Source organism: Acinetobacter sp. YH1901141, from assembly GCF_013416935.1.
Taxonomy (GTDB): domain Bacteria; phylum Pseudomonadota; class Gammaproteobacteria; order Pseudomonadales; family Moraxellaceae; genus Acinetobacter; species Acinetobacter towneri.
This window is the reverse complement of the sequence record NZ_VPEY01000012.1, coordinates 24,150-47,436: the sequence shown is the minus strand read 5'-3', so window position 1 is coordinate 47,436 and position 23,287 is coordinate 24,150. Positions and strand designations below refer to the sequence as shown.

Genomic DNA, 23,287 nt, shown 5'->3' with positions numbered 1-23,287 from the left:
AATCGCACTGTATGAGGGCTTGCAGCGTGACATTACTTTTTCAGCCGATTCAATTTGGATCACTGCAACTTGCCAACAAAATTGTTATCGCCCCGATGTGTCAATATTCTGCCAATGAACAAGGTGAATTGAGCTATTGGCATGAGCAGCAATGGGCCAATTATGCCTTGTCGGGCGCAGGGATGTGTATTGTAGAAGCCACGGCAGTGCAGGCAGCAGGACGTATTAGTTATGCAGATTTAGGCTTATGGAATGACATGCAGCGTGCGCAGATGAAAGCACTATTGCATAAAGTCAAAAGTATATCGCCTATGCCATTTGCTGTGCAGTTGGCACATGCGGGTCGTAAAGCTTCAACCGATAAACCGTGGCAGGGCATAGGACAGTTTGCACCGAATGAAGAACATGGTTGGCAGACGGTATCGGCCAGTGAGTTGCCATTTCAATCGCACGAACATCCACCGCATGCTTTAACGCAAGATGAAATTCAACAGGTCATTGCAGACTTTGCCAGCGCCGCAGTACGAGCGGTGGATGCAGGTTTTGACTTAATCGAAATTCATGCCGCACATGGCTATTTATTGCATCAATTTATGTCGCCATTGTCTAATCACCGCCAAGATGAATATGGCGGCAGTTTGGAAAATCGGATTCGCCTTACATTGGAAGTATTTCAAGCGATTCAAAATGCTGTTCCACAAGGCTATCCAATTGGGGTGCGAATTTCTGCAACAGACTGGATGGATGATGCAGAGGGTTGGAATGTGGAATCTTCAGTAGGTTTGGCAAAAGCACTGGAGCATTTAGGTGCGGCTTATATTCACGTGTCGAGCGGTGGTTTGCATGTCGATCAAAAAATTGATTTACATGCGGGTTATCAAACACCATTTGCACATGCCATTAAGCAAGCTGTAAAAATTCCTGTAATTGCGGTGGGTTTGATTACCGAAGCGATGCAGGCAGAAGGTATTTTGCAATATGAACAGGCCGATGCGATTGCGATCGCACGTGCGATTTTATATGACCCTCGTTGGCCATGGCATGCTGCGGCAGAATTGGGTGAAAAAATTGAGATTGCCCCGCAATATTTGCGCTGTCAGCCGCATGGGTTTCGTACTTTATTTGCGCCGTTTAAATCCACAGATACGGAAGTGGAATCCTAATATTTTATCTGCTTAAAATAAGTGAAACTTAAACTATTTTGCCGTGCTTTATAGGGAGATTCGGTGTAAGGTAAATCAGTAAAAACCATGTCGATCATGGGCAACACTGAAAAAGGATGTCAGGGTGTTACTGAGTATTTTATTTCCCATTTGTACCGTAGTACTGTTGGGATATTTTGCCGTCAGAAGCCAATTTATTGAGACCAGTGCGATTCAGTTTCTAGGTCAATTTGTCATGAAAGTGGCGTTGCCTGCATTTCTATTGCAGGCATTGGCCAGTAAAAGTTTGTCAGAAATCTGGCATCCCGCTTATTTTTTAGGTTACGGTGGCGGTTCTATTCTGCTGTTTATCTTTGCCTTTTTACTGTATCGGCATTATTTTAATTCAAACTTAACCCATGCCAGTGTCTTGGCAATGGGTGCATCAATGTCAAATACAGGGTTTATTGGCACTGCTATTTTGACTTTGTTGATTGGCAGTCAATCGGCAATTTATTTGTCTTTAACTTTAATTGTCGAAAATTTAATTATTGTGGCATTGATGCTGATTTTGGCAGAACGAGGGCTACAATCTTCAGCGAAATCAGGTTGGCAGGTGTATGCCGAAACTGTGCAGCGCTTACTGAAAAATCCAGTAATTTTATCTATTTTATTGGGTATGCTGTGCGTATTGTTGAATTTCAAACTGCCGCAAGCTATTGCACAAGTGCTGGAAATGTTGGGCAAAACTGCTTCACCTTTGGCTTTATTTGTGATTGGTGGAAGTTTGGTCGGCATGCAAATCAAGTCGGTGAATTTGCAAAGTATTGTTTTGGTTGCATTCAAAGTATTGCTGATGCCACTCACGATTTTTGGAATTTTATGGGCATTAGATGTGAACCGAGAAATGCTATTTGTCGGGACTTTGCTTGCGGCTTTACCAATGCCAATTGCCTTTGGTATTTTCGGGCAGCACTATGGTTTACATGAAAAAGCCTTAGCCCCCTTGGTGTTGAGTACAGTTTTTGGTTTTGTGATGGTGGCGATTTTATTGACACAATCGGGTAAGTATTTTTGACATACTCCCACCACTTTCGTTTTCACTCAAGTGGGGGATTCTAAAAGCAAAGCTCTTAGGCGACTTCCTCACGGATTTCGCTTGCTTTCTGCTTCTTAGGGCGACCTTTACCGCATCCACCCTCCACAGACAAAACGGCATGTCCTGCCGACAATATATTACGAGATGCGTTTAAATCCGCATTCGCAACATAACCGCATCCGACACACTCAAATTTAGCTTGAGTTTGTCGGTTTTCTTTTGCTACATGACCACATTCACAGCAGGTTTGACTTGTGTACTTCGGATCAACTTTTACAAGTAATCCACCTCGCCATTGTTGCTTATATTCCAACATACTAACGAGCATGCCCCAACCTTGATCTAGGATTGATTTGTTTAAGCCTGACTTAGCTTTTACATTCTTTCCTTGATTTTCGATTGTGCCACTTGCTGACTTCGACATATTTGCTACTTTTAAATCCTCAACAGCAATCATTGCGTGGTTTTTGCTGAGCGTTGTAGTGATTTTTTGCAAGTAGTCATGACGAATATTGGCAATGTGATGATGTAGTTTATTGATTTTAAAATTCAGTTTTTTCCAATTTTGACTAAATTTAACTTTCTTTCTCTGCTTCCGTTGAAGTCTAGCTAATTTAATCTGATTGGTTTTAAAGCTATTGATCGGGTCAAAGACCTGACCATTTGAGGTAGTGATTAATTTCTTAACACCAAGATCAACACCAATCGCTGATTTTGATGGGTGGATCGGCATTTCACTAAGTTCTGTTTCAGTACAGAATGAAACGTACCAACGTCCTGACACCTTACTGATCGTCACATTTTTTATTGTGCCTAGAATCTCTTGCGACTTCCTGAATTTAATAACACCTACGCCATTAGGGAGTTTGAGTTTATTTCCTTTAACCCAACAGTATTTATCGAATTGTACAAGGCGAATGGAATCATAACCGTCTGATTTTTTCTTAAATCTAGGCATAAGTGGGCGCAACTGAACCTCAGTACCATCAGCCAATTTAAAAAATTTAGGTTTCTTAGGTTTGCGCTTTTTTTCTTTTAGTCGAGCATGTTCTTTAGGGTTGAAAAACTTCCCCCATGCTGATGCAAGATCACGAACTTTTTGTTGAAGTGACACAGCATTTGAATTTCCATCTAAAAAGCTAAACTGAGGATTCTTTTTCAGTGCTGTTATCTTTTTTACTAGATTCACCGCATTAATGTGTTTATTTTGAGCAAACATTTCAAATGAAATTGCTAATATTTGATTCCAAACAAAGCGTGCAGAGCCAACGAGATTATTTAAAATAACCTCTTGCTCGACATTAGGCTCAAGCCTAAATTTATACGCTTTGTTGATTTTCATTAATGAGTGTGTATCTGTTAATATGGTGCTGATTCTAACATTTTAGGTATATTTTTTCAATGAGTGAGATATATAAAAACCGACATTCAGCCTTTAATCTTCATGTTCATTTAGTTTTTATAACGAAATATCGAAAAAAAATACTAGGTGAGTTGCATCATAAATATTTCAATGAGTGTGCAACTGAAATATGTAAAGATTTTGATGCTGAATTAAAGGAATGTAATGGTGAATCCGACCATGTTCACATGCTTATTCAGTATCCACCAACGGTACAGTTAAGCAAATTGGTTAATAATTTAAAGTCTGTAACAAGTAGAAGAATGCGAAATGAGTTTTTAGACTTGAGAGGGAATTATACAAAACCTGTTTTATGGTCAAGATCATATTTTGCAGGGTCTTGTGGTGGTGCGCCTTTGGAAATAATCAAACAATATATTCAGAATCAACAAGGTTGAAATTTGTGAAATTCACCTCCACCCTGACTGACGGGTGGAGTCCTCTTTCACTTGGAGATAGCAACGGTATCGAAGTGCTCAAATCATAAAAAAGTCTGTACCATGCTGATACAGACTTTTTTTAAAATTTCTCTGATTAATAGCCTTTATAAAGAAACTATCTTAACTTTTCTTAGCGGTTGCCTTGTTGGAAGCTTTGGCTTGATCTGCCATCATTTTTTCAACCACAGCCAATGATTCTTTGGCTTGCGCTACATTTTCCTGTGCCAGTGAGGCAAAAATCTTTTTCGCTTCAGGCAAGTTTTGCGGCACGATATTGCCATTCACAAACATATTGCCCACTGCCATGAGTGCAGGAATATAACCCTTTTGCGCCAAGTTTTGAATGCTTTGCAGCCCTTGCTTAATTGGTGCTTCATCTTTGTTTTTAAAGCCTGTGCTAATTTCGTACAAGGCTTTTGCATGTATGGCTTGATAATGATCTTTGGCAATTAAAGGTTGTAATAGTTTTAAACCTTTTTGGTCAGATGCTGCCGTATTTTCCGAGAAATATAAAACGGCTAAATCGACTGTGGCATCATTAAAACCCTGATTGGATGCCGTCTGTAAATATTGTTTGGCTTTAGCAGCATCCTGTTTTAAACCCAGTGCGCCAGTAAGATAGTTTTTGCCTAAAACATAACTCGCAACTGGGTAGCCTTTTTGGGCAGATTGCTCATACAACTGAATGGCTTTCTTTTCATTTTTTGCTGTGCCTTGTCCAGTTTGTGTCAAATAGCCTAAGTTATACATGGCTTGCGCATTGCCTGTTTTGGCAAGCTTTTCTAATTCCTGATAGGCATCTTTAACCTTGTTGGCTTGCATTAATTGTTCAATTTTGGCAAAAGCAGGATCGGTTGGAATGTTACTATTTGCCATACTGATGCTGCTAGATAGGGCGATTGCACCCGCAATGAGTAGTTTTTTCATCATTTGAGTTGTACCTTGTTCTCTTTTACACATCATTCCGTTGATGTGCGTTTTGTTTTTACAGTGGTGCATTCATCATAAGTTGAAAAGTGTGAATGTAAATATAAAAAATGTGTACGAATGCTTTTTCATTGTCATTTGAAGGGAATCTTGCGACTCCCTTAACCTGAGCGGGTGGAATCTATTTTATTGCGGACGTGCAACATCGCCATTCAAATGTTCAGGCAAAGCCAATACTTGTACAGCTAACTCTTCCAAAGCACTTGGTTTGGCAACCACCAACGCTTTAAAACCTTCTGCAGTCGCTATGCTATTCACCACTTCCACATCATTATTCAGTTTGGCGGCAGGTGCAGGTGCTTCGCCTGAACCCTGAATTAAATGCAACCAATGTTTTGGTTTGGCTTTAAACCATAAACGTGCCACGACTTCCTGACCCAAATAACAGCCTTTGTCATAATGCACGCCATCTCGTTGATGCAAACGCAATTCCTGCGGTTGAAACACTTCTGCTGTTGAGGCTTGAATCCATGCCTGACCTGTTTCAATCGCTTGTAGTTGCCATGCGTTTAAATCAGTCACTTCAGCTGAAAATTCAGTTTGATTGCCCTGAATGGTTGGGTAAACCGTACCGATGGTTTCAAGCTGCATTTTTGAAAATGCACCAAACTTTTTAATGTGTTTGGCTAAATCTTCGGCTTGGTCGGCTGTGCTGATGATTTCAAAACATTCGGACGAGATTTTTTTAAGCCAGAAGCCAAACTGAACGCGTCCTTTTAAACTGCAAATTGCGGTATAACAGGTTGTATTTTCAGCTAATGCTTCGACATTGACTGTTACCTGACCTTGCAGGAATTTTTGTGCATCGACACCGTTTAAACTTAAAGCACTGAAAGCTAAATCGCGCATGAATAACCTTTCACATTGAAATCTAAGACTAAAGAATGAGGTCAATTTTGCGCTATTTTTCAAAAAAAAGCATTTTTAGGGCAAGAATTTTACTCAAAATGTAATTAAATGTTTCAAAAACCCCTGTTTTTATATTTAAGTATATGAAATATATAGGATTTGGGAAATGGGTTTTTGGCAGCGTACAATGCTTTCGACGGGTGGAAACAATCATCCCATAAGATGTTGAGAACAATAGAGTAAGGGCGAATACCAGATGAATAACAACTACCGCAAACCACTGCAAGGCACTCAGCTCGATTTTTATGACGTGCGACAAGCCGTTGAAGATATCCAGCCAGGCGCTTATGCCAAACTTCCTTATACCTCAAAAGTACTTGCAGAACAGTTAGTGCGCCGTTGTGACCCTGCAATTTTAGAACAATCTTTAAAACAATTGATTGAGCGTAAACAAGAGCATGATTTTCCGTGGTATCCAGCGCGTGTGGTGTGTCACGACATCTTGGGGCAAACTGCGCTCGTTGACTTGGCAGGTTTACGTGATGCGATTGCCGATCAGGGCGGCGATCCTTCTAAAGTGAATCCTGTCGTACCTACCCAGTTAATTGTCGATCACTCTTTAGCTGTGGAATATGGCGGTTTTGACCCAGATGCTTTCCGTAAAAACCGTGAAGTGGAAGATCGTCGTAATGAAGACCGTTTCCACTTTATTGAATGGACGAAAACTGCATTTGAAAATGTTGATGTGATTCCTGCAGGCAACGGCATCATGCACCAGATTAATCTGGAAAAAATGTCACCAGTCATTCAAAACCGTGAAGGCATTGCATTCCCAGATACTTGTGTGGGTACAGACTCACACACACCACATACCGATGCTTTGGGTGTCATTTCTGTAGGTGTAGGCGGTCTTGAAGCTGAAAACGTGATGTTGGGTCGTGCTTCTTGGATGCGTCTGCCAGACATTATTGGTGTGGAGTTGGTCGGTCAGCGTCAGGCTGGTATTACGGCAACGGACATCGTATTGGCTTTAACCGAGTTTTTGCGTAAAGAACGTGTGGTCGGTGCATATTTAGAATTCTTTGGTGAAGGTGCAGATAGCATGTCGGTGGGGGATCGTGCCACGATTTCCAACATGACACCTGAATATGGTGCAACTGCCGCTATGTTCTACATCGATCAAAACACCATCGACTATTTAACCTTAACAGGTCGTGAAGCAGATCAGGTCAAACTGGTTGAAACTTATGCTAAAGAAATTGGTCTTTGGGCATCTGAAATGACACAGGCAGAGTATCCACGTGTATTACGTTTTGACCTTTCAACAGTAACTCGTAACATTGCAGGCCCATCGAATCCGCATGCGCGTGTTTCAACTGCAGACTTAAAAGAAAAAGGCATTGCAGGTGTGGTTGAAAACCGTACTGATGGTTTAATGCCAGATGGTGCCATCATCATTGCTGCGATTACCTCTTGTACTAATACCTCAAACCCGCGTAATACTGTAGCAGCAGGTTTGTTGGCACGTAAAGCCAATGAGTTAGGTTTAGTGCGTAAGCCTTGGGTGAAATCATCATTTGCACCAGGTTCTAAAGCGGCTGCATTGTATTTGGAAGAAGCAGGCGTACTGAAAGACTTAGAAAAACTTGGTTTTGGTATTGTCGCTTATGCATGTACTACTTGTAACGGTATGTCTGGTGCATTAGACCCAGCGATTCAACAAGAAATTATTGACCGTGACTTGTATGCGACTGCTGTGCTGTCGGGTAACCGTAACTTTGATGGTCGTATCCATCCGTATGCGAAACAAGCATTTTTGGCATCGCCACCGTTGGTTGTGGCTTATGCGATTGCAGGAACGATTCGTTTTGACATCGAAAAAGATGCTTTGGGCACAGATCAAAATGGTAACCCGATTTATCTGAAAGATATTTGGCCATCTGATGCTGAAATTGATGCTTTGGTGAAAGAATCGGTTAAACCTGAACAATTCCGCCAAGTGTACATTCCAATGTTCGATTTGGGAGAGTCGGAAAAATCTGAAAGTCCACTCTACGACTGGCGTCCACAAAGTACTTATATCCGCCGTCCACCATATTGGGAAGGTGCATTGGCTGCGCCACGTACTTTAGCCAATATGCGTCCGTTGGCAATTTTGGGCGATAACATCACCACAGACCATTTATCTCCATCGAATGCGATTATTTTAGACTCGGCAGCAGGGGAATATTTGGCAAAAATGGGCTTGCCAGAAGAAGATTTCAACTCTTATGCAACGCATCGCGGTGATCATTTGACTGCACAGCGTGCAACTTTGGCGAATCCGAAATTGTTTAATGAAATGGTGGTACGTTCAGACGGCACAATTAAGCAAGGTTCTAAAGCGCGTGTTGAGCCAGAAGGCGAAGTAATGCGTATGTGGGAAGCGATTGAAACTTATATGAACCGTAAGCAGCCGTTAATTATTATTGCGGGTGCAGATTATGGTCAGGGTTCAAGCCGTGACTGGGCTGCAAAAGGCGTGCGTCTTGCGGGTGTGGAAGCGATTGTGGCTGAAGGTTTTGAGCGTATTCACCGTACCAACTTGGTGGGTATGGGCGTATTGCCACTTGAGTTTAAAGCGGGTGTTAACCGTAAAACTTTAGGTTTGGATGGTACGGAACTTTATAGCGTGATTGGTAATATTGCGCCACGTTCGACTTTGACTTTGGTGATTGAGCGTTCAACGGATGATGGTAAAAACCAAACAATTGAAGTGCCAGTAACTTGTCGTTTAGATACCGAAGAAGAAGTATCTGTGTATGAGGCGGGCGGTGTATTGCAACGCTTTGCGCAGGATTTCTTGGAAGGGAATGTGGCTTGATGATGTTTTAAGAATCTTCTTTAATTTTTCTTCTTTAAAGAAATGTTAGAGAATGATTATTGTTGAGAAAAGACCTCATTGTTAAGTGAGGTCTTTTTTTTTTGGAAGATGAATATATTGTGAATTAAACAGCAAACTCCTTGTAAACCTAACTTAATTTTCTAAAAAGTATCTTTCATTCAAAAAATCAGCAGTTATCAAAAACAATAAAATTTAAAAGTAGAAGTTTATTTGGTTGAAAAACACCCAATAAATACCTATCATAAGATATGTATCAAAAACGATGGAGTAGCCCAATGACTACCGCAAAAGTTTTTATGACAGGACGAAGTCAAGCCATTCGATTGCCTAAAGAATTTCGCTTTGAAGGCAAAGAAGTTGAAATCTTTCGTCGTGGTGATGAAGTGATTCTTCGTGAAAAACCAGTCACGGTAGATCGGTTATTTAAAGCGTTATCCCAAATGCCAAATGACTTTTATGCAGATGAAAGAGAAGATCTGCCGCCTCAAGAACGGGAAATGTTCTAATGCAAGTACAATATTTATTAGATACAAATATTTGTATTTACATTATTAAATACCAACCTGAAATTGTGCGTCAGTATTTTGAAAAACATCTTCCGCATCGAAATATATTAATTTCTGTCATTACGTTGGGAGAATTACGTTTTGGTGCAGAAAAAAGTCAACATAAAGAAAAGGCTTTAAAAGTCATAGATGAATTAACATCAATGATTCAAGTGGTTGAATTGGATGAAAATGTTGCACACCATTATGCAGAAATACGCCAGAACTTTGCATCTAAGGGGCAGATCATTGGCGCAAATGACTTATGGTTAGCAGCACATGCACGTGCAAATCATTGGGTCATGGTCACCAATAACGAAAAAGAATTTACTCGTGTCGATGGATTAAAAGTCGAAAACTGGGTATCTAATCCTTTGTAATTGAGTTAGATTTTTTATAAAAATCATCCTTCGCCCAACTGCCCTCATCACCCGTCAAAATGGACAATAGACAATCATCACAGAATAGATATACTGGATTGACCATTTCTAAACCACACGGAGAACAAAGATGGTAACTGCAGGTGATAAACCAGGAACAGGCTTCTATTTTTGTGTCCAATGCGGGCATCGCGTTTACTTAGAAATTGGTACAGACCGTCTACCACCGTGTACCAAATGCCATGGCACCCAATATAACAACAAGGTTGCCTAAGCTACACGACATAAAACAGCAGATCCTGTTTTAATCTAAAGCCCTATCACCCGATGGGGCTTTTTGCTATTTTAGCCATAGAAAACCCAAGGCAATGAGGTACAACATGGAAACAATACTCGGTTTATGTGTCGGCATTGGGCTAAGTGCTGCCAGTGGTTTTCGGGTTTTTGTGCCTTTGATGGTCATGAGTGTTGCGGCGCTCATGGGTTGGTTTGAACCCTTGAAAGGTTTTGAATGGTTGGCGATGCCTGCTGTTTGTCTAGCTTTGACCGTGGCAACAATCAGTGAAATTGCTGCGTATTATGTGCCGTGGGTCGATAATTTGCTCGACACTGTTGCAACGCCTGCCGCCATGATTGCAGGTACACTCACCACAATGGCTGTAAGCAGTGGCGAAATGTCGCAATTTGCCAGTTGGGCTTCGGCCATTATTGTCGGTGGCGGTACAGCGGGTGTGGTGCAAATGAGTACAGTTGCGGCACGTGGCGTATCAACCGCAACCACAGGCGGTGTTGCTAATCCTGTAATTTCAACAGGAGAGTGGATTGGGGCTGCCGTACTTTCAGTGTTGTCTTTCATTGTGCCTATATTGGTGGTTTTTGTAGTGCTACTGACCTTAATTTGGGCAATTCGCTGGATTCGAGGCAAAAAGAAAGTTGTTGAATCCTCCACATAGATTTTTGGTCAGTTTGAAAACATTTGAAAATAATCATGGTAATAAATTCAATATTTAAGCTTTATTTGATGATTTAAATGCATAAAAAATGTCTATTTGGGAAATTTTTTAAAATATGACTTAAAAAGTGATAAAAATTTTAAAAATTAATCAAAATAAAATCATTTCGGGGAAACAATCCCATCCTCAAATCACTACTATATATCTCAAGGGTGTGATGGGGATCGAAAAGAGTAGATTGCTACCAGTTGCGTACAACGTGCGTGTAGTACTTACCCAAAAGGTCTCGATTCGGCTTAGGACGCTATAAACCAGAAGTTTATAGGCTATAAGATCATGGCTTATCCAGCATGATAGTTGAAGTAAACCACAGTTGTTTTCCCTAACACCCTAAAGAATATTGTTAAAAATATAAAAAACAAAACAAGATCAAGAAATAAAATTATCAAAAAATAAAGACTTAAATGAATTTTAAACCATCTTTCCGCTACAAAACTCCCATCAAGTTTTTCGTTTAAATCTGTTAATTTGTAATGATCATCCACATCTAATTAGGTGGGATATGAGTGTTGATTACGATTTTTGGTGTCGTTTATTACTGACCTGCGCACTGATTAACTATACCATTTTAATGCTGTGGCTTGTGGTGGTGATTTTCGCGCATGACTGGCTTCGACAGTTACATGGCAGATGGTTTAAACTGTCAGATGCAAGTTTTGATGCCATTCATTATGGCGGCATGGCAGTCTATAAAATTGGGGTATTGCTATTGAATATCGCGCCACTTATCGCGCTGTACATGATGCGATCTTGATTTAGAACTCTATAAACAAGCATCGAAAAGCATAGAAACAACCGCTTTAAACAGTACATTAAAAACACACGGTCATCGAAATAGAGGCGAAAAGCCCGCAATTTAAGGAGTTGGTAAACATGAATCAATTTAAACCTGCACTGATTTTAGGCGGTCTAATTTGTTTGGGGATGGTGCTGGCGGGTTGGATTTTAGGCAATAGCGCACTTAAAATTAAACAATATGAGCGTGTAGTTTCAGTCAAAGGTTTGTCTGAACGTGAAGTAAAAGCCAATGTGGCGGTGTGGCCAATTCGTTTTAGTACTGCCAGTCAAGACTTGGCAGCATTATATGACACCATGCAAAGCCAAACCTCCCAAATTCAAAACTTTTTAAAAAATGAAGGTTTTAGTCCTGAAGAAATCACCATTGCTGCACCTGTAATTACCGATAAATACGCCCAACAATATGGTGGCGATGGCAATGTCGCTTTACGTTATACCGCACATCAAACCATTACGGTCTATACCAAAAATATTGATAAAGTGCGCAGCGCACAAAGTCGCTTGGTCGATTTAGGCAAAAATGGAATAGCCTTTGGTGGTGAAGATTATGGGCAACGCACTGAATATTTATATACCCAACTCAATGACATTAAACCTGCCATGATTGAGCAAGCCACACAAAATGCCCGCAGTGTTGCAGAAAAATTTGCTGCAGATTCTGACAGTCGTTTAGGCAAAATTAAATCGGCCAATCAGGGCGTATTTAGTATTGAAGACCGTGACAGCAACACGCCATATTTGAAAAAAGTACGTGTGGTGTCTACGGTGGAATACTATTTAGCAGACTAAGTTTGGCAGACTAAGTTTGGCAGACTAAGTTTGGCAGACTAAGTTTGGCAGACTAAGTTTGGCAGATTTAGCTTGGCAGATTTAGCTTGGCAGACTCAGCCAATTCAAAATCTAAATCTTTACATTAAAAAGCACATCGCCCGACTGAATTGACAGTTCGGGCTGTGCTTGATATTTTGCCGGCACCGCTTTGTATGCTGTATGTTCATGGCTTTAAACGACAACTTTATTTATGCACCTCCACAAGAGCCTTTAAAAATTGTCTATGAAGATGACGATTTACTGGTGATTGATAAGCCCGCAGGTTTATTGTCTGTGCCTGGGCGTTTGCCTGAACATCAGGACAGTGCATATTTAAGAGTGCTCACAAATTATCCTCAGGCAAAAATTGCCCATCGTTTAGATATGGCGACATCGGGTATTCTCATGTTTGCCAAGCACCGTGATGCAGAAGTCGCGTTGAGCAAAATGTTTCAGGCGCGAACAGTTGAAAAAAACTATATTGCGTTAATTCAAGGCAAGCTTGAAGGTGAGGGCAGTGTCGATGTGCCTATAATTACTGACTGGGAAAACCGTCCACGCCAAATTGTGCATTTCGATTTAGGCAAGCCTGCGCAAACGCTGTATCAGGCTTTGGAATATTGTGCGGTTGAAGATGTTACCCGTGTGTTGCTCACCCCGATCACAGGGCGCTCGCATCAGTTACGAGTACACATGCAATATATTGGACATCCCATTACAGGTGATAAGTTATATCATCCTGAACCTCAAAAAAGCACGTTAGGTCGGATGGCGCTGCATGCCAGTTATTTGGCTTTCACGCAACCGTTAAGCCAAGTTCCTGTTGCAATTCGAGCACAGCTTCCTTTTTAGAGATTTTGGGATTTAATTTTTCTAACAGGCGCACATTTTTCAATTTTTTTGTGAAAATACTCAAAAATTGGGATAGTCTTCGTGCCGCTAACTCGCTAACGTATCCTTAGAGCTGTCGTTATTCATTTGCCTTGGCATAAATGAAGGAAATGAATAACTCGCTGTTTTAAAATTTTGTGTTTTTGAGTGTGGTGGGCTGTCAAAGCGGGTTAGAAAGCGTCTTTAAAAACTGAAGATGGTTTTTCAAAATATGGCAGACCAATGCGGGTGGGAGAAGTTATATGCTGTATATATTGGGTGCAATCATTATTGTTTTGGTGGTGATTATTTTTTGGCAATCTCAGCGCCGCCGTGAGTTGTCTGCCAGCATTCAATCTTTACAAAGCAATTTAGACCGCACTCGCTCCAATTTGGCGTCCGATGAGTTAGAAAGTAATGAATTAGAGCATCAGCTCACCATGCTACGCATCGAAATAGGCAGTTTAAAAGGTCGTTTAGAAACCTTGCAGCACTATCAACATATTTTAGACGTTGAGCAATATGTATTAGAACGTCGTCAACAAGTAGAAATGTTTGTAGAAATGATTAAATCCGAAGCGGAAAATACGCGGGAGCAGTGCAAGCAACAAGTTGAAAAAGTCCGAGATTTTTTAGCCGAGCATGAGCAAAAAACCAAAGCCAAAACGCTTAAAACAGCACAAGATCAATTGGGTGCTTTTTATAACTTGGTTGAAGAACGTCAGCAACTCGAACAGATTATGACCGCGCTGTATCATAAAATTGAACATCATACGCCTGCTTTTCAGTTGCCTGCACAGCAGCTATTGGATGATCTGATTGAAGGTTATGGCTATAGTGATGTAGCACAACACCTGCAGCAAGTACGACACAAGATTCAAGATGCGGTCAAAAATCAAGAAGTTGCGCATTGTGCTTTTGTCGATGAGCAACGCCGTCTAGCGGCAGTGACTTTGCTGGCTCAAGCATTTAATAGTAAAGCAGATTTATATTTGGCGCAGCTGACTGAACATAATCTGGCTGAATCGCTTCAAGCTTTGCAGGATGATTTTACTTTGCTCAATCATTATGCGGCTGCATTTGGACACGCAAAAATTCTAGACTCTTACTTAACACTTCGACAAGAAGAATTAAAGTTTGCTGCTTTACTGTTGGCATTTAAACAGGAAAGCATCTTGTCAGATGCCACAAATTAAACTGGCTGCAAATGCTTAAAGCAATTGTAGTGTCATGTAAAAGCAAGCTTCTGGGTAATTCAGACTAAAGTCAGTGTAAAACGAGATGAAAATTGAGTCCTTCGGGCAAATTTGTGCTATGTTGAATTCACTATTTTGTCACTTGCCAGATATATATTGGCTAAAAAGATAACAAGGATATTCGCATGACACGTGACTATGAACAATTCCCTGATGATGATAATGGCAATGTACTTTGGCAAATGCATGAAGATGGGGATGACCTGACAGAGCCACATGAGATTGAGTACTCCATCGCTTTTACCACACAAGAACAAGCTGAAAAATGTGCTTTGTATTTGTTGGCCGAAGAACAAAAAATTTCATTATTCCAAGATGAAGAATCTGACGCAGTTGAATGGATCATTACCATTTATGTTTACATGGAACCAGAGTATTCAGACATTGTCGATTTAGAGCAATGGTTCAGCAAAATTGCTGAAGAACATGGCGGTGAATACGATGGCTGGGGCTGTATGGCTTACGTCTACGATGATGAAGACGAAGACGATTACGAAGATTAAATCGGGTATCTGAAAAGCATGTGTTGATCACATGCTTTTTTATTTGTGATACATAATCTGCTGCCTAAAACTTTGGCGCTGATGACGTCATCATAAAAGATGCAGAGGTGCAAATATGGATATTGCAATGAAACGCGCTTATCTTGAAGCGACTCAGGCAGATGGAACACGGGTGCTGGTTGATCGCTTATGGCCGCGTGGTGTGAGTAAAGAACGCGCTCGTATTGACTTATGGCCCAAAGAAATTACGCCTTCGACTGGGCTGCGTAAATGGTATCATCAAAACCCTGAACAACATTGGGATGAGTTTCAGCAGCGTTATATAGCTGAATTAGCAGAGCAAGAAGAGGCTTTACAGGCGTTGTGTGAACTGGCACAGCAGCAAAAAATCACTCTGGTCACAGCAGCTAAAGATGAGCAGCACAATCATGTAGTGGTATTAAAACACGTGATGCTGCAACGCTTAGCACAGTCCAATTAAAGAGTTTTATTTGATTATCCTTGTGCTTTATAAGGATTTTAAGTTTATGAAAATTCAGTAAAAAATGCTATAATATAGTTTTTGAGGTTTTTTATGTCTTTGCCAAATTGCCCAAAATGCCAATCAGAATACACTTACCAAGATGGCGACCTACTGATTTGTCCTGAATGCTCACATGAGTGGAAAGAAGGGGAACAGCTAGAAGAAACTGCTGCTGTGATTAAAGATGCAAACGGCAACGTGTTGGCAGATGGCGACACGGTGACTGTGATTAAAGACCTGAAGATTAAAGGTTCTTCGGCTGCTGTAAAAGTGGGAACGAAAGTGAAAAATATTCGCTTAATTCCAGATGCAGCAGATGGTCATGACATTGATTGTAAGATTGATGGCATGGGGGCTATGAAATTAAAATCTGAATATGTGAAAAAAGCTTAAGTTTAAGCAGATTTCAACAGCGCAGGCGACTTGAGTTGCCTGCGCTTTTTTATGGAGTTTATAAAAGTATTTTAGTATTCAAATTGAGCAACAATAACTTTAAGAGTGTACAAAATTAATACTGTTTTCTTGTGCCTAAGTCCTTTATATTTTAAGTGAAAAGAATAATTTTTAGGCAGTTTAAAGCCTAGCATCATTCAACAACACACTTCACCACTCATAAGAAAACTGGGGGCAAGTATGTCAGGATGGTTTGAGATTTCACAAGCAAGCAATGGTCAGTACCGCTTTGTACTTAAAGCTGGGAATGGCGAAATTATCTTAACCAGTGAACAGTATAAGGCGAAAGCATCGGCAAAAAATGGCATCGCTTCGGTACAAAAGAACAGTCAGGATGATGGGCGTTATGATCGACTGACATCTAAGAATGATAAGCCGTATTTTAATTTAAAAGCTGCCAACCATCAGATTATTGGTACGAGTCAGCTCTATACTTCTGAGCAATCACGTGACAAAGGCATTGAGTCGGTGAAAACCAATGGCGCAAGCACCACGGTCAAGGATTTAACGCAGGAATCGTAATCTTTTGCATTAAATCTTGATGTTAAATTGCATTAGAAAAGCATGCTCTGGCGTGCTTTTTTATTGAGCTAAGTAGGCAAGGTGTTAAATCTAGCCTTGATTAAGCCGTTGAATCACAGATGACAATTTCAGGAGTTGCGAAGATTATGAATTTCAAATGCAATCTAAAAATATTACTGGCGATCAGTGGTTTATTCGGTAGTGTTGGTATTTTTGCAGCACCGATCACTGCTGAAAAAACGATTGCTTCAAGCCAGCCGACTGCTTTGCAAGGACTGTATTTTCAGCATCAAGATTGGGAGTTGGCCTGTGATAATACAGGAACCTGCCGTGCCGCAGGCTACCAAAGCGATGATGATTTTGAACAACCGATCAGTATGTTATTGACCCGTCAAGCAGGTGCAAAGAGTGCTGTACAAGGGCAATTGCAAATTCAAGAAGATATTGCTCAAGCGACTTTATTTTTAAATGGACGCACTTTGCAACAATTAAACTTTCATGAAAGTATCGCCAATTTATCTGCTGCCAGTGTGCAAAAGCTGTTGGCGCAGGCGCGTCAGCATGTCGTGATCGAGTTAAAACATGGTCAACAACGCTGGAAATTGTCTGATGCAGGCATGAGTGCAGTGTTGCTAAAAATGGATGAATTTCAAAAACGTGTGGGTACAGACTCCGCAATATTGGCAAAAGGCAATCAAGCATCCACGCAGGTCTTAAAAGCGCAAGCGATGCCTAAAATTAACATTCTCATGCAGCCTCAACACCGAACCGCCAAAGCACAGGTGCTTACCGCGGCCAGTGCAGAAAAGTTATATCCAATTTTACAAAAAACCGTAGATCGTGAAGATTGTTATATGCTGTTTGAACCTGAACAAGCAGAACAGCAGATTCATACTTATCCCTTAAATCAAGATAGCGTGTTGGTTGAGGCAAGTTGTTGGCGAGGGGCTTATAATTGGGGTGTGGCTTATTGGGTTATGGATAAAAAACTGCAAAAGATACAGCAATTTGTAACTGATTCTGCTTCAGAATTTAGCAATGGACAGATTTTTGCCTATCAAAAAGGGCGTGGAATTGGCGATTGTTTCAGTCAAATTGAGTGGGCGTGGAATGGTCAGCAGTTTGTCAAAAGCTATCAATTCGATGCAGGACAATGCAAAGGTTTTGCAGGCAGTGCATGGGAAATGCCAAGCTTTGTCAGCAAGGTTGAATAGCCGATATTCACTAGGGGCTTTTGACATTTCATAAATGGCTTGCGCTGTAGGCTAAAACTGAGCAGATCAGGCATGAAACGCAAGTAATAGCGAGACTATTGCTAAGTTTCATAACACAATCTGAGAAAGTTTTAGCCACAGCCTTTCAGGGCGAGCATATTTTTTGCTGCTATTGCGTTATGTGCCAGTCATTTAGAATGACTAAATTTCCTGTCCCATGCCTTATATCAGCTAAAAAATATGCATCGCCGCAAACATAGACGAATTGTCAGCAGACCCTAATAAAAGCTGAAATTTTTTAGATGAAGCTTGAGTTTGATGGATTCAATGTTTAAGTCGTGTGCGCGACTAATTTTTCAATGATTTCATCCAGCTTTTTCAGACGCTTGATTTCATCCCACAAAGCTTTGGCTTCGGGATAATGTTTCGACATCATGCCGAGCCATTGTTTATAACGTCCCAGCATCCCAATTTCTGTTTTGGCAGGGCCGTGAATAAAGCGAATTTGTAGTTGCAGCAAATCTTGCCAACTCAGCAAAGGCAGGTCTGAATTTTGACGAATACATTGGGTCAAATCTGGGGTGGTGACCGCACCACGACCAATCATCAAATCTTCACAGCCCGATTCTAACTGGCATTGTTTGGCATCGGCATTGTTCCAAATTTCACCATTGGCGATGACGTTAATCTTCAAGGCTTCACGAATAGGACGTAGCTGATCCCAAAATGCGGGAGGCGTATAGCCATCGGCTTTGGTACGTGCATGTACTGTAACCCATGCTGCGCCTGCATCTTCAATGGCGTGCGCATTTTCTAGCATGAAGTTCCGATCCATATAGCCTAGACGCATTTTGGCGGAAACTGGAATATGAGCAGGAACGGCATCGCGAACCGCTTTAACCAGTTCATATACTACTTCGGGTTCATCGAGTAAAACTGAACCGCCACGATGCCGATTGACTGTTTTGGCAGGGCAGCCAAAGTTCATATCAATTGCAGGTGCACCCATAGCCGCAACTTTGGCTGCATTGGCGGCTAACATTTCAGGATTATTCCCCAAAAACTGAACATGCACAGGCGTACCTGCCGCAGTTTTGCCATTGGTGAGTAGTTCTGGGCAATAGGTGTGGTAGATATGGTCTGGCAAAATGCTGTCTGTGACCCGAATAAACTCTGTTACACACCAGTCAAAACTGCCTACAGACGTGATTACATCACGCATGATGGGGTCGGTTAAGCCTTCCATGGGTGCAAGAATCAGTTTCACAAGATGCTGCCAGTTCAAACAAAAGTGGAGTTATACGTTTTTTTCTGTGGGTTGTCTAGGAAAAGGGTTTTGAATTGAAGTGGTTGTAGCTAAGGTTCTGGTATTTAAGCTGTTTTATTTGACACAGTGATCTGTATCTCAAGTTTTATCTAGTCCATGCAGTTGATGTGCATCCTAGACTAGATCTTTTAATTGAGTTCTTACATCGTTAGAAATCATTTAAATGATTGGCTTAATTTAAACAGCCCATTCCCCCTCGACTATGCTATTAAATAATTGATCATCCTACACTTTGAATGAGCAAAATAAAAACACCTTACTTACTCAAAATCATTTCCAACACAAATTTAGAACCAATAAAACCGAGCGCCAATAAAAAGAAGCCAATAATGGTAAAGCGAATCGCTTTTTGTCCACGCCAGCCAAACTTATAACGCCCAAGTAACAACGACCCATAGACAAACCAAGAAATAATACTAAAGGCAGTTTTATGTGCTAAATGCTGTGCAAAGAAATGTTCTACCGTAAAGAAACCAAAACCTAGTGCGACTGTGAGTAAGGCAAAACCTGCAATCAACATATCAAACAGCAAAGATTCCATATCTTGCAAAGACGGCAGCAAATTTACCCAAACCCGACGTTTTTGTTTGTTTTTCAGTTCGCGGTTTTGAAACCACATGAGCACGGCATGAATGGTCGCCATCAACAATACGGCATAAGCAGACAGCGATAAAATAATATGAATATCTAAACCAATCGAGTTTTGGTTAATAAATAAATTATGTTGGCTGAATGAAAAACCTGCAATTAAACCCACTGCTGCTACAGGAATACCAATCAAATTTAGCGCAATTACAGGTCGGTAACTGCTGAACAGCAAGCTCAATAACAACATTAAACCCGCAGTAAATGACATTAGGTTAAACACGTTGTAGTTGACACCCATCGGCGTCCACATATCGTTATACAACACGGCAGCATGCAGCAATAAGCCCAAACTGAGCAGAGAACGAATAAACCAGTGATTTGGCGCACGTTTAGACATTAAATGTGAAAATAAATACCAAAAAGAACTGGTATAAGCGATTAATGCTAAAATCGTATAAACCAAGGGGAGACTGATCATGTCAAACCTTTTTCAGGATGATGAATATTCATTTATATAAATTCGATGCGAACTACAGTATCCTATAGCATCTTGTGCATAAATTTTCTATTTTAAAGAAACATTTTTTTGCTAATGGCTATTTTAAGCGGAATTTGCAATGTTTGATACCTTAACAGAACGACTCACGCAGAGTTTAAGAAATGTTACTGGCTCAGGGCAGCTAACCGAAGACAATATTAAAGATACGTTACGTGAAGTACGTATGGCACTTCTTGAAGCCGATGTGGCGTTACCTGTAACTCGTGAATTCATCGCGAAAGTTAAGGAAGAGGCATTGGGTCAGGAAGTGATGACTCAGTTATCCCCTGGTCAGGCGTTCGTCAAAATTGTCTATGACGAACTCACAAAAATGATGGGCGAGGCCAATGAAAGCCTTGACCTTGCTGCCAAGCCACCGGTTGTGGTGTTATTGGCAGGTTTGCAGGGTGCGGGTAAAACCACCACTGCAGCAAAATTGGCACGTTTCTTACAAGAACGTCAAAAGAAAAAAGTGGCGATGGTGTCTGCCGACGTTTACCGTCCTGCGGCAATTAAACAGCTACAAACGGTTGCAGGCGAAGTTGGCGCAATTTTCTTTGACTCAAATGCCAATGAAAACCCTGTCGATATTGCCAACCGTGCCATCGAACAGGCAAAAATTCAGTTTGCTGATGTGTTAATTGTCGATACTGCAGGTCGTTTGCACGTCGATGATGACATGATGGATGAAATCAAGGCATTACATTCAGCGATTAAACCGACTGAAACCTTGTTCGTGGTCGATGCCATGACGGGTCAGGATGCGGCAAATACAGCCAAAGCCTTTAATGATGCCTTGCCATTAACAGGTGTAATCCTTACTAAAACTGATGGTGATGCGCGCGGTGGTGCAGCACTTTCAGTTCGTGCGATTACGGGTAAACCAATTAAATTCTTGGGGATGGGTGAAAAACTCGATGCCCTAGAGCCATTCCACCCAGAACGTGTTGCACAACGTATTTTGGGCATGGGTGACGTGCTGTCTTTGGTCGAAGAAGTTGAACGTAAAATCGACAAAGAAAAAGCCGAAAAAATGGCGAAAAAACTGCAAAAAGGCGGCAGCTTCAACTTTGAAGATATGCTGATGCAGTTTGAACAAATGAATAAAATGGGCGGCATGATGGGCTTCTTAGACAAGTTGCCTGGCATGAGCAACTCAGGTATTCAAGATGCAATTGCGCAAGCCAATCCTGAAAAGCAAGTGAAAAAGATGGAAGCGATTATCCAGTCGATGACCATCAAAGAGCGTCGTAACCCAGACCTGATGAATCCAAGCCGTAAAAAACGTATTGCTGCGGGTTGTGGTATGGATGTGTCAGAAGTGAATAAGTTGATCAAGCAACATGCACAAATGGCAAAAATGATGAAAAAATTTGCCAATCCATCGGGCATGGCAAAAATGATGCGTTCACTGGGCGGTTTACAAAAGCAATTCAGTGGCGGCGGTATGGGGCCATTGTTTGGTGGCAACGACCCAACCAAGAAATAATTGTTAAAAACATCTTAGAATCAAAGTGTTAAAAAAGCAGGCGCATAAAAATGCGCCTGCTTTTTTGTTGTTCTTTATTCGTAGATGACAGCTACACCGAAAGATTTATCAGCGTAGATGGAGCAATGTTTGGTTTTTAGTGCACTTCATGGGTTGCATATTGAATATAACGCTGCAAACCTTTGAGCAATAAATCTTGCTCGACTTGCGGTTGATATTGCTGCAAGAATTTGGCAAACAGCGGTGCATCGCCACCCGTTAAAATCAGTTTACGTGGTGACTGTCGAATTACATGCTCAATGGTGCTGAGCAAGCCGAGTAAAATACCATGATGAACAGCATCAATGGTGCTGCGTCCTGGGGTGAGTTCATCAAATGCAGCATCGGGAATTTTAATGCCTTTGGTGTTTTGAATCAGTGCATCACGTTGCAAATATAAGTTCGGTAAAATATAGCCGCCTAAATGCGTCAGTCCATCCGCCAAATCAATAGTCAGCGCCGTACCACAACTAATGACACAATAATTTTCTTGTGGGTCATTTGCCACGGCAAGCACTTGCAGCCAGCGATCTATCCCCAGTTGTTGAATATCATATTCACAATGCAAACCTGCATAATCTGCATGCACTTTGGCATAAATCACAGGCACATTCAGGGTTTTTAAAATCAAGTGAATGCGTTGATTATTCTTCTGATCTTGTACCGATGACACGCCTACTTTATGCACATTCAGACTTTTAAAGTGTTGAATCAAACCCAGCAACAAATCGGCAGGAGATTGCAAATGCAATTCTGCTTCATGTTCGATGATGCGGTCTTGTTCTGTGACCCAATATTTCAGGCGGGTGTTACCAATATCTAGCCATAAATTTTTCATGAAGATGACTCGGCATGATCGATAGGGCGTAAACGTCCCTGATAAAAAACTTCAAGCCCTTGTGCCGTTTCAATTTGCACTGCGCCATCATCCTGAATGCCTAAAAAAGTACCCTGACAAGTACCTTTAAAATGTTCAAATTCAACTTGTTGTTGCATAAATGCGGCATGATGATTGAAGCGAGATGCCAAATTATAGCAATCGTGATTAAACCAGTCGCAGGCTTGTTGAATGGCAAGATAAAGCTCTGCGATCAGGCGCACACGATCAATAGATACCAAACCCAGTTCGGTTAAAGATGTGGTTTTTTGATCAATAACTGCTGAGCTGACAGGTGCAAGATTAAGCCCAACCCCAACAATGACTTGCTGTGCAGAAATTGGCTCAATTAAGATGCCGCCCCATTTGCCTTGCGGGCTGTATAAGTCATTTGGCCATTTTACTTGTAGATTCAGCGCCTGTAGACTCGGCATTTGCAAGATATTTAACGCAATTTCTAAAGCCAAACGCCCATTTACAGGTGTTCGTAAATTTAGCAATGTGCTTAAATAGATGTTCCCTTCGGGTGATACCCATTGCCGTTGACGTTGTCCTCGACCATGCGTTTGTCTGGTACTGCATACCAAGACACTCTGCACACCTTTTTGTGCAATTTCCCGTACATCATCATTGGTGGAAGTGGTAATCGGCTTCAGGATGAGTACTTCTGGAAGCTGTCCTGCTTCTGTGAGTTGTTGTTGCAGTTGTCGGGTTTCTACATCCATACGAATTTACAAAT

Annotated in this window: 25 protein-coding genes; 18 read left to right on the top strand and 7 right to left on the bottom strand. The window is 41.2% G+C overall.

Features of this window, described 5'->3' with window-relative positions; genetic code table 11:
* Positions 1-26: 26 nt before the first annotated feature.
* A complete protein-coding gene (locus tag FTV52_RS08360) occupies positions 27-1,163 on the top strand; it encodes an NADH:flavin oxidoreductase/NADH oxidase (RefSeq protein ID WP_167845804.1) in 1,137 nt (378 codons plus the stop codon).
* Between the two features lie 124 nt (positions 1,164-1,287).
* Positions 1,288-2,220: an AEC family transporter gene (locus tag FTV52_RS08355; protein WP_167845805.1), complete on the top strand. Its 933-nt coding sequence runs from the start codon at positions 1,288-1,290 to the stop codon at positions 2,218-2,220.
* Between the two features lie 55 nt (positions 2,221-2,275).
* On the opposite strand, the gene FTV52_RS08350 is transcribed toward FTV52_RS08355, so the two are convergent.
* A complete protein-coding gene (locus FTV52_RS08350; protein WP_004974356.1) occupies positions 2,276-3,583 on the bottom strand; it encodes an RNA-guided endonuclease TnpB family protein in 1,308 nt (435 codons plus the stop codon).
* Between the two features lie 59 nt (positions 3,584-3,642).
* On the opposite strand from FTV52_RS08350, the gene tnpA reads away from it, so the two are divergent.
* Positions 3,643-4,041: an IS200/IS605 family transposase gene (gene tnpA, locus FTV52_RS08345; RefSeq protein ID WP_004970281.1), complete on the top strand. Its 399-nt coding sequence runs from the start codon at positions 3,643-3,645 to the stop codon at positions 4,039-4,041.
* A 162-nt stretch (positions 4,042-4,203) separates the two neighbouring features.
* On the opposite strand, the gene FTV52_RS08340 is transcribed toward tnpA, so the two are convergent.
* The gene (locus tag FTV52_RS08340; RefSeq protein ID WP_026438287.1) at positions 4,204-5,010 is read right to left on the bottom strand and encodes a tetratricopeptide repeat protein; all 807 of its coding nucleotides are present in this window, start codon (positions 5,008-5,010) and stop codon (positions 4,204-4,206) included.
* Between the two features lie 186 nt (positions 5,011-5,196).
* Positions 5,197-5,919, bottom strand: coding sequence for a folate-binding protein YgfZ (locus FTV52_RS08335; protein ID WP_179990543.1), 723 nt, complete (start codon positions 5,917-5,919; stop codon positions 5,197-5,199).
* A gap of 256 nt (positions 5,920-6,175) precedes the next feature.
* Here FTV52_RS08335 and acnD point away from each other — a divergent pair, with 256 nt between their 5' ends.
* The 14 genes from acnD to FTV52_RS08265 all read left to right on the top strand — a co-directional run bounded on the left by acnD (position 6,176) and on the right by FTV52_RS08265 (position 17,690).
* Complete coding sequence (acnD, locus tag FTV52_RS08330) at positions 6,176-8,782, top strand: Fe/S-dependent 2-methylisocitrate dehydratase AcnD (protein ID WP_096901558.1); 2,607 nt, start codon at positions 6,176-6,178, stop codon at positions 8,780-8,782.
* Between the two features lie 296 nt (positions 8,783-9,078).
* Complete coding sequence (locus FTV52_RS08325; protein WP_004972406.1) at positions 9,079-9,309, top strand: antitoxin; 231 nt, start codon at positions 9,079-9,081, stop codon at positions 9,307-9,309.
* On the top strand, positions 9,309-9,728 hold the full coding sequence (locus FTV52_RS08320; protein WP_136144745.1) for a type II toxin-antitoxin system VapC family toxin: 420 nt from the start codon (positions 9,309-9,311) through the stop codon (positions 9,726-9,728). Before FTV52_RS08325 ends, FTV52_RS08320 begins: the two co-directional genes overlap by 1 nt.
* A gap of 130 nt (positions 9,729-9,858) precedes the next feature.
* Complete coding sequence (locus FTV52_RS08315) at positions 9,859-10,002, top strand: zinc ribbon-containing protein (protein WP_004972403.1); 144 nt, start codon at positions 9,859-9,861, stop codon at positions 10,000-10,002.
* A gap of 106 nt (positions 10,003-10,108) precedes the next feature.
* Complete coding sequence (locus FTV52_RS08310; RefSeq protein ID WP_179990541.1) at positions 10,109-10,681, top strand: DUF4126 domain-containing protein; 573 nt, start codon at positions 10,109-10,111, stop codon at positions 10,679-10,681.
* A gap of 562 nt (positions 10,682-11,243) precedes the next feature.
* On the top strand, positions 11,244-11,495 hold the full coding sequence (locus FTV52_RS08305) for a DUF6868 family protein (RefSeq protein WP_179990539.1): 252 nt from the start codon (positions 11,244-11,246) through the stop codon (positions 11,493-11,495).
* 119 nt (positions 11,496-11,614) lie between these two features.
* Positions 11,615-12,328 (top strand): SIMPL domain-containing protein, encoded by a 714-nt coding sequence (locus FTV52_RS08300; RefSeq protein ID WP_004972399.1) that lies wholly within the window; start codon positions 11,615-11,617, stop codon positions 12,326-12,328.
* 207 nt (positions 12,329-12,535) lie between these two features.
* Positions 12,536-13,201, top strand: coding sequence for an RluA family pseudouridine synthase (locus FTV52_RS08295; protein WP_179990538.1), 666 nt, complete (start codon positions 12,536-12,538; stop codon positions 13,199-13,201).
* Positions 13,202-13,482: 281 nt separating this feature from the next.
* Complete coding sequence (locus FTV52_RS08290; RefSeq protein WP_154321004.1) at positions 13,483-14,415, top strand: DUF5660 family protein; 933 nt, start codon at positions 13,483-13,485, stop codon at positions 14,413-14,415.
* A gap of 185 nt (positions 14,416-14,600) precedes the next feature.
* Entirely contained in the window at positions 14,601-14,978 is a 378-nt protein-coding gene (locus tag FTV52_RS08285) for a ribonuclease E inhibitor RraB (protein WP_004972392.1), read from the top strand.
* 115 nt (positions 14,979-15,093) lie between these two features.
* Positions 15,094-15,459, top strand: coding sequence for a DUF488 domain-containing protein (locus FTV52_RS08280; RefSeq protein WP_179990536.1), 366 nt, complete (start codon positions 15,094-15,096; stop codon positions 15,457-15,459).
* Positions 15,460-15,552: 93 nt separating this feature from the next.
* Entirely contained in the window at positions 15,553-15,894 is a 342-nt protein-coding gene (locus FTV52_RS08275; RefSeq protein WP_004972388.1) for a zinc ribbon domain-containing protein YjdM, read from the top strand.
* 240 nt (positions 15,895-16,134) lie between these two features.
* Positions 16,135-16,476 carry a YegP family protein gene (locus FTV52_RS08270; protein ID WP_004972386.1) on the top strand — a complete coding sequence of 114 codons (342 nt, stop codon included), beginning with the start codon at positions 16,135-16,137 and terminating at the stop codon, positions 16,474-16,476.
* A gap of 146 nt (positions 16,477-16,622) precedes the next feature.
* Positions 16,623-17,690 carry a DUF1176 domain-containing protein gene (locus tag FTV52_RS08265; RefSeq protein WP_154321003.1) on the top strand — a complete coding sequence of 356 codons (1,068 nt, stop codon included), beginning with the start codon at positions 16,623-16,625 and terminating at the stop codon, positions 17,688-17,690.
* 331 nt (positions 17,691-18,021) lie between these two features.
* Here FTV52_RS08265 and FTV52_RS08260 read toward each other — a convergent pair whose 3' ends face one another.
* Both FTV52_RS08260 and FTV52_RS08255 read right to left on the bottom strand, forming a co-directional pair.
* Positions 18,022-18,957: a tRNA-dihydrouridine synthase gene (locus FTV52_RS08260; protein ID WP_026438289.1), complete on the bottom strand. Its 936-nt coding sequence runs from the start codon at positions 18,955-18,957 to the stop codon at positions 18,022-18,024.
* 316 nt (positions 18,958-19,273) lie between these two features.
* Positions 19,274-20,083, bottom strand: a complete 810-nt coding sequence (locus FTV52_RS08255) for an inner membrane protein YpjD (RefSeq protein WP_004972376.1) — start codon at positions 20,081-20,083, stop codon at positions 19,274-19,276.
* Between the two features lie 139 nt (positions 20,084-20,222).
* On the opposite strand from FTV52_RS08255, the gene ffh reads away from it, so the two are divergent.
* Positions 20,223-21,632, top strand: coding sequence for a signal recognition particle protein (ffh, locus tag FTV52_RS08250; RefSeq protein ID WP_096902093.1), 1,410 nt, complete (start codon positions 20,223-20,225; stop codon positions 21,630-21,632).
* A 136-nt stretch (positions 21,633-21,768) separates the two neighbouring features.
* Here ffh and FTV52_RS08245 read toward each other — a convergent pair whose 3' ends face one another.
* Positions 21,769-22,509 carry a type III pantothenate kinase gene (locus FTV52_RS08245; RefSeq protein ID WP_004972372.1) on the bottom strand — a complete coding sequence of 247 codons (741 nt, stop codon included), beginning with the start codon at positions 22,507-22,509 and terminating at the stop codon, positions 21,769-21,771.
* A complete protein-coding gene (locus FTV52_RS08240; protein ID WP_004972369.1) occupies positions 22,506-23,273 on the bottom strand; it encodes a biotin--[acetyl-CoA-carboxylase] ligase in 768 nt (255 codons plus the stop codon). Before FTV52_RS08240 ends, FTV52_RS08245 begins: the two co-directional genes overlap by 4 nt.
* Positions 23,274-23,287: the final 14 nt, after the last annotated feature.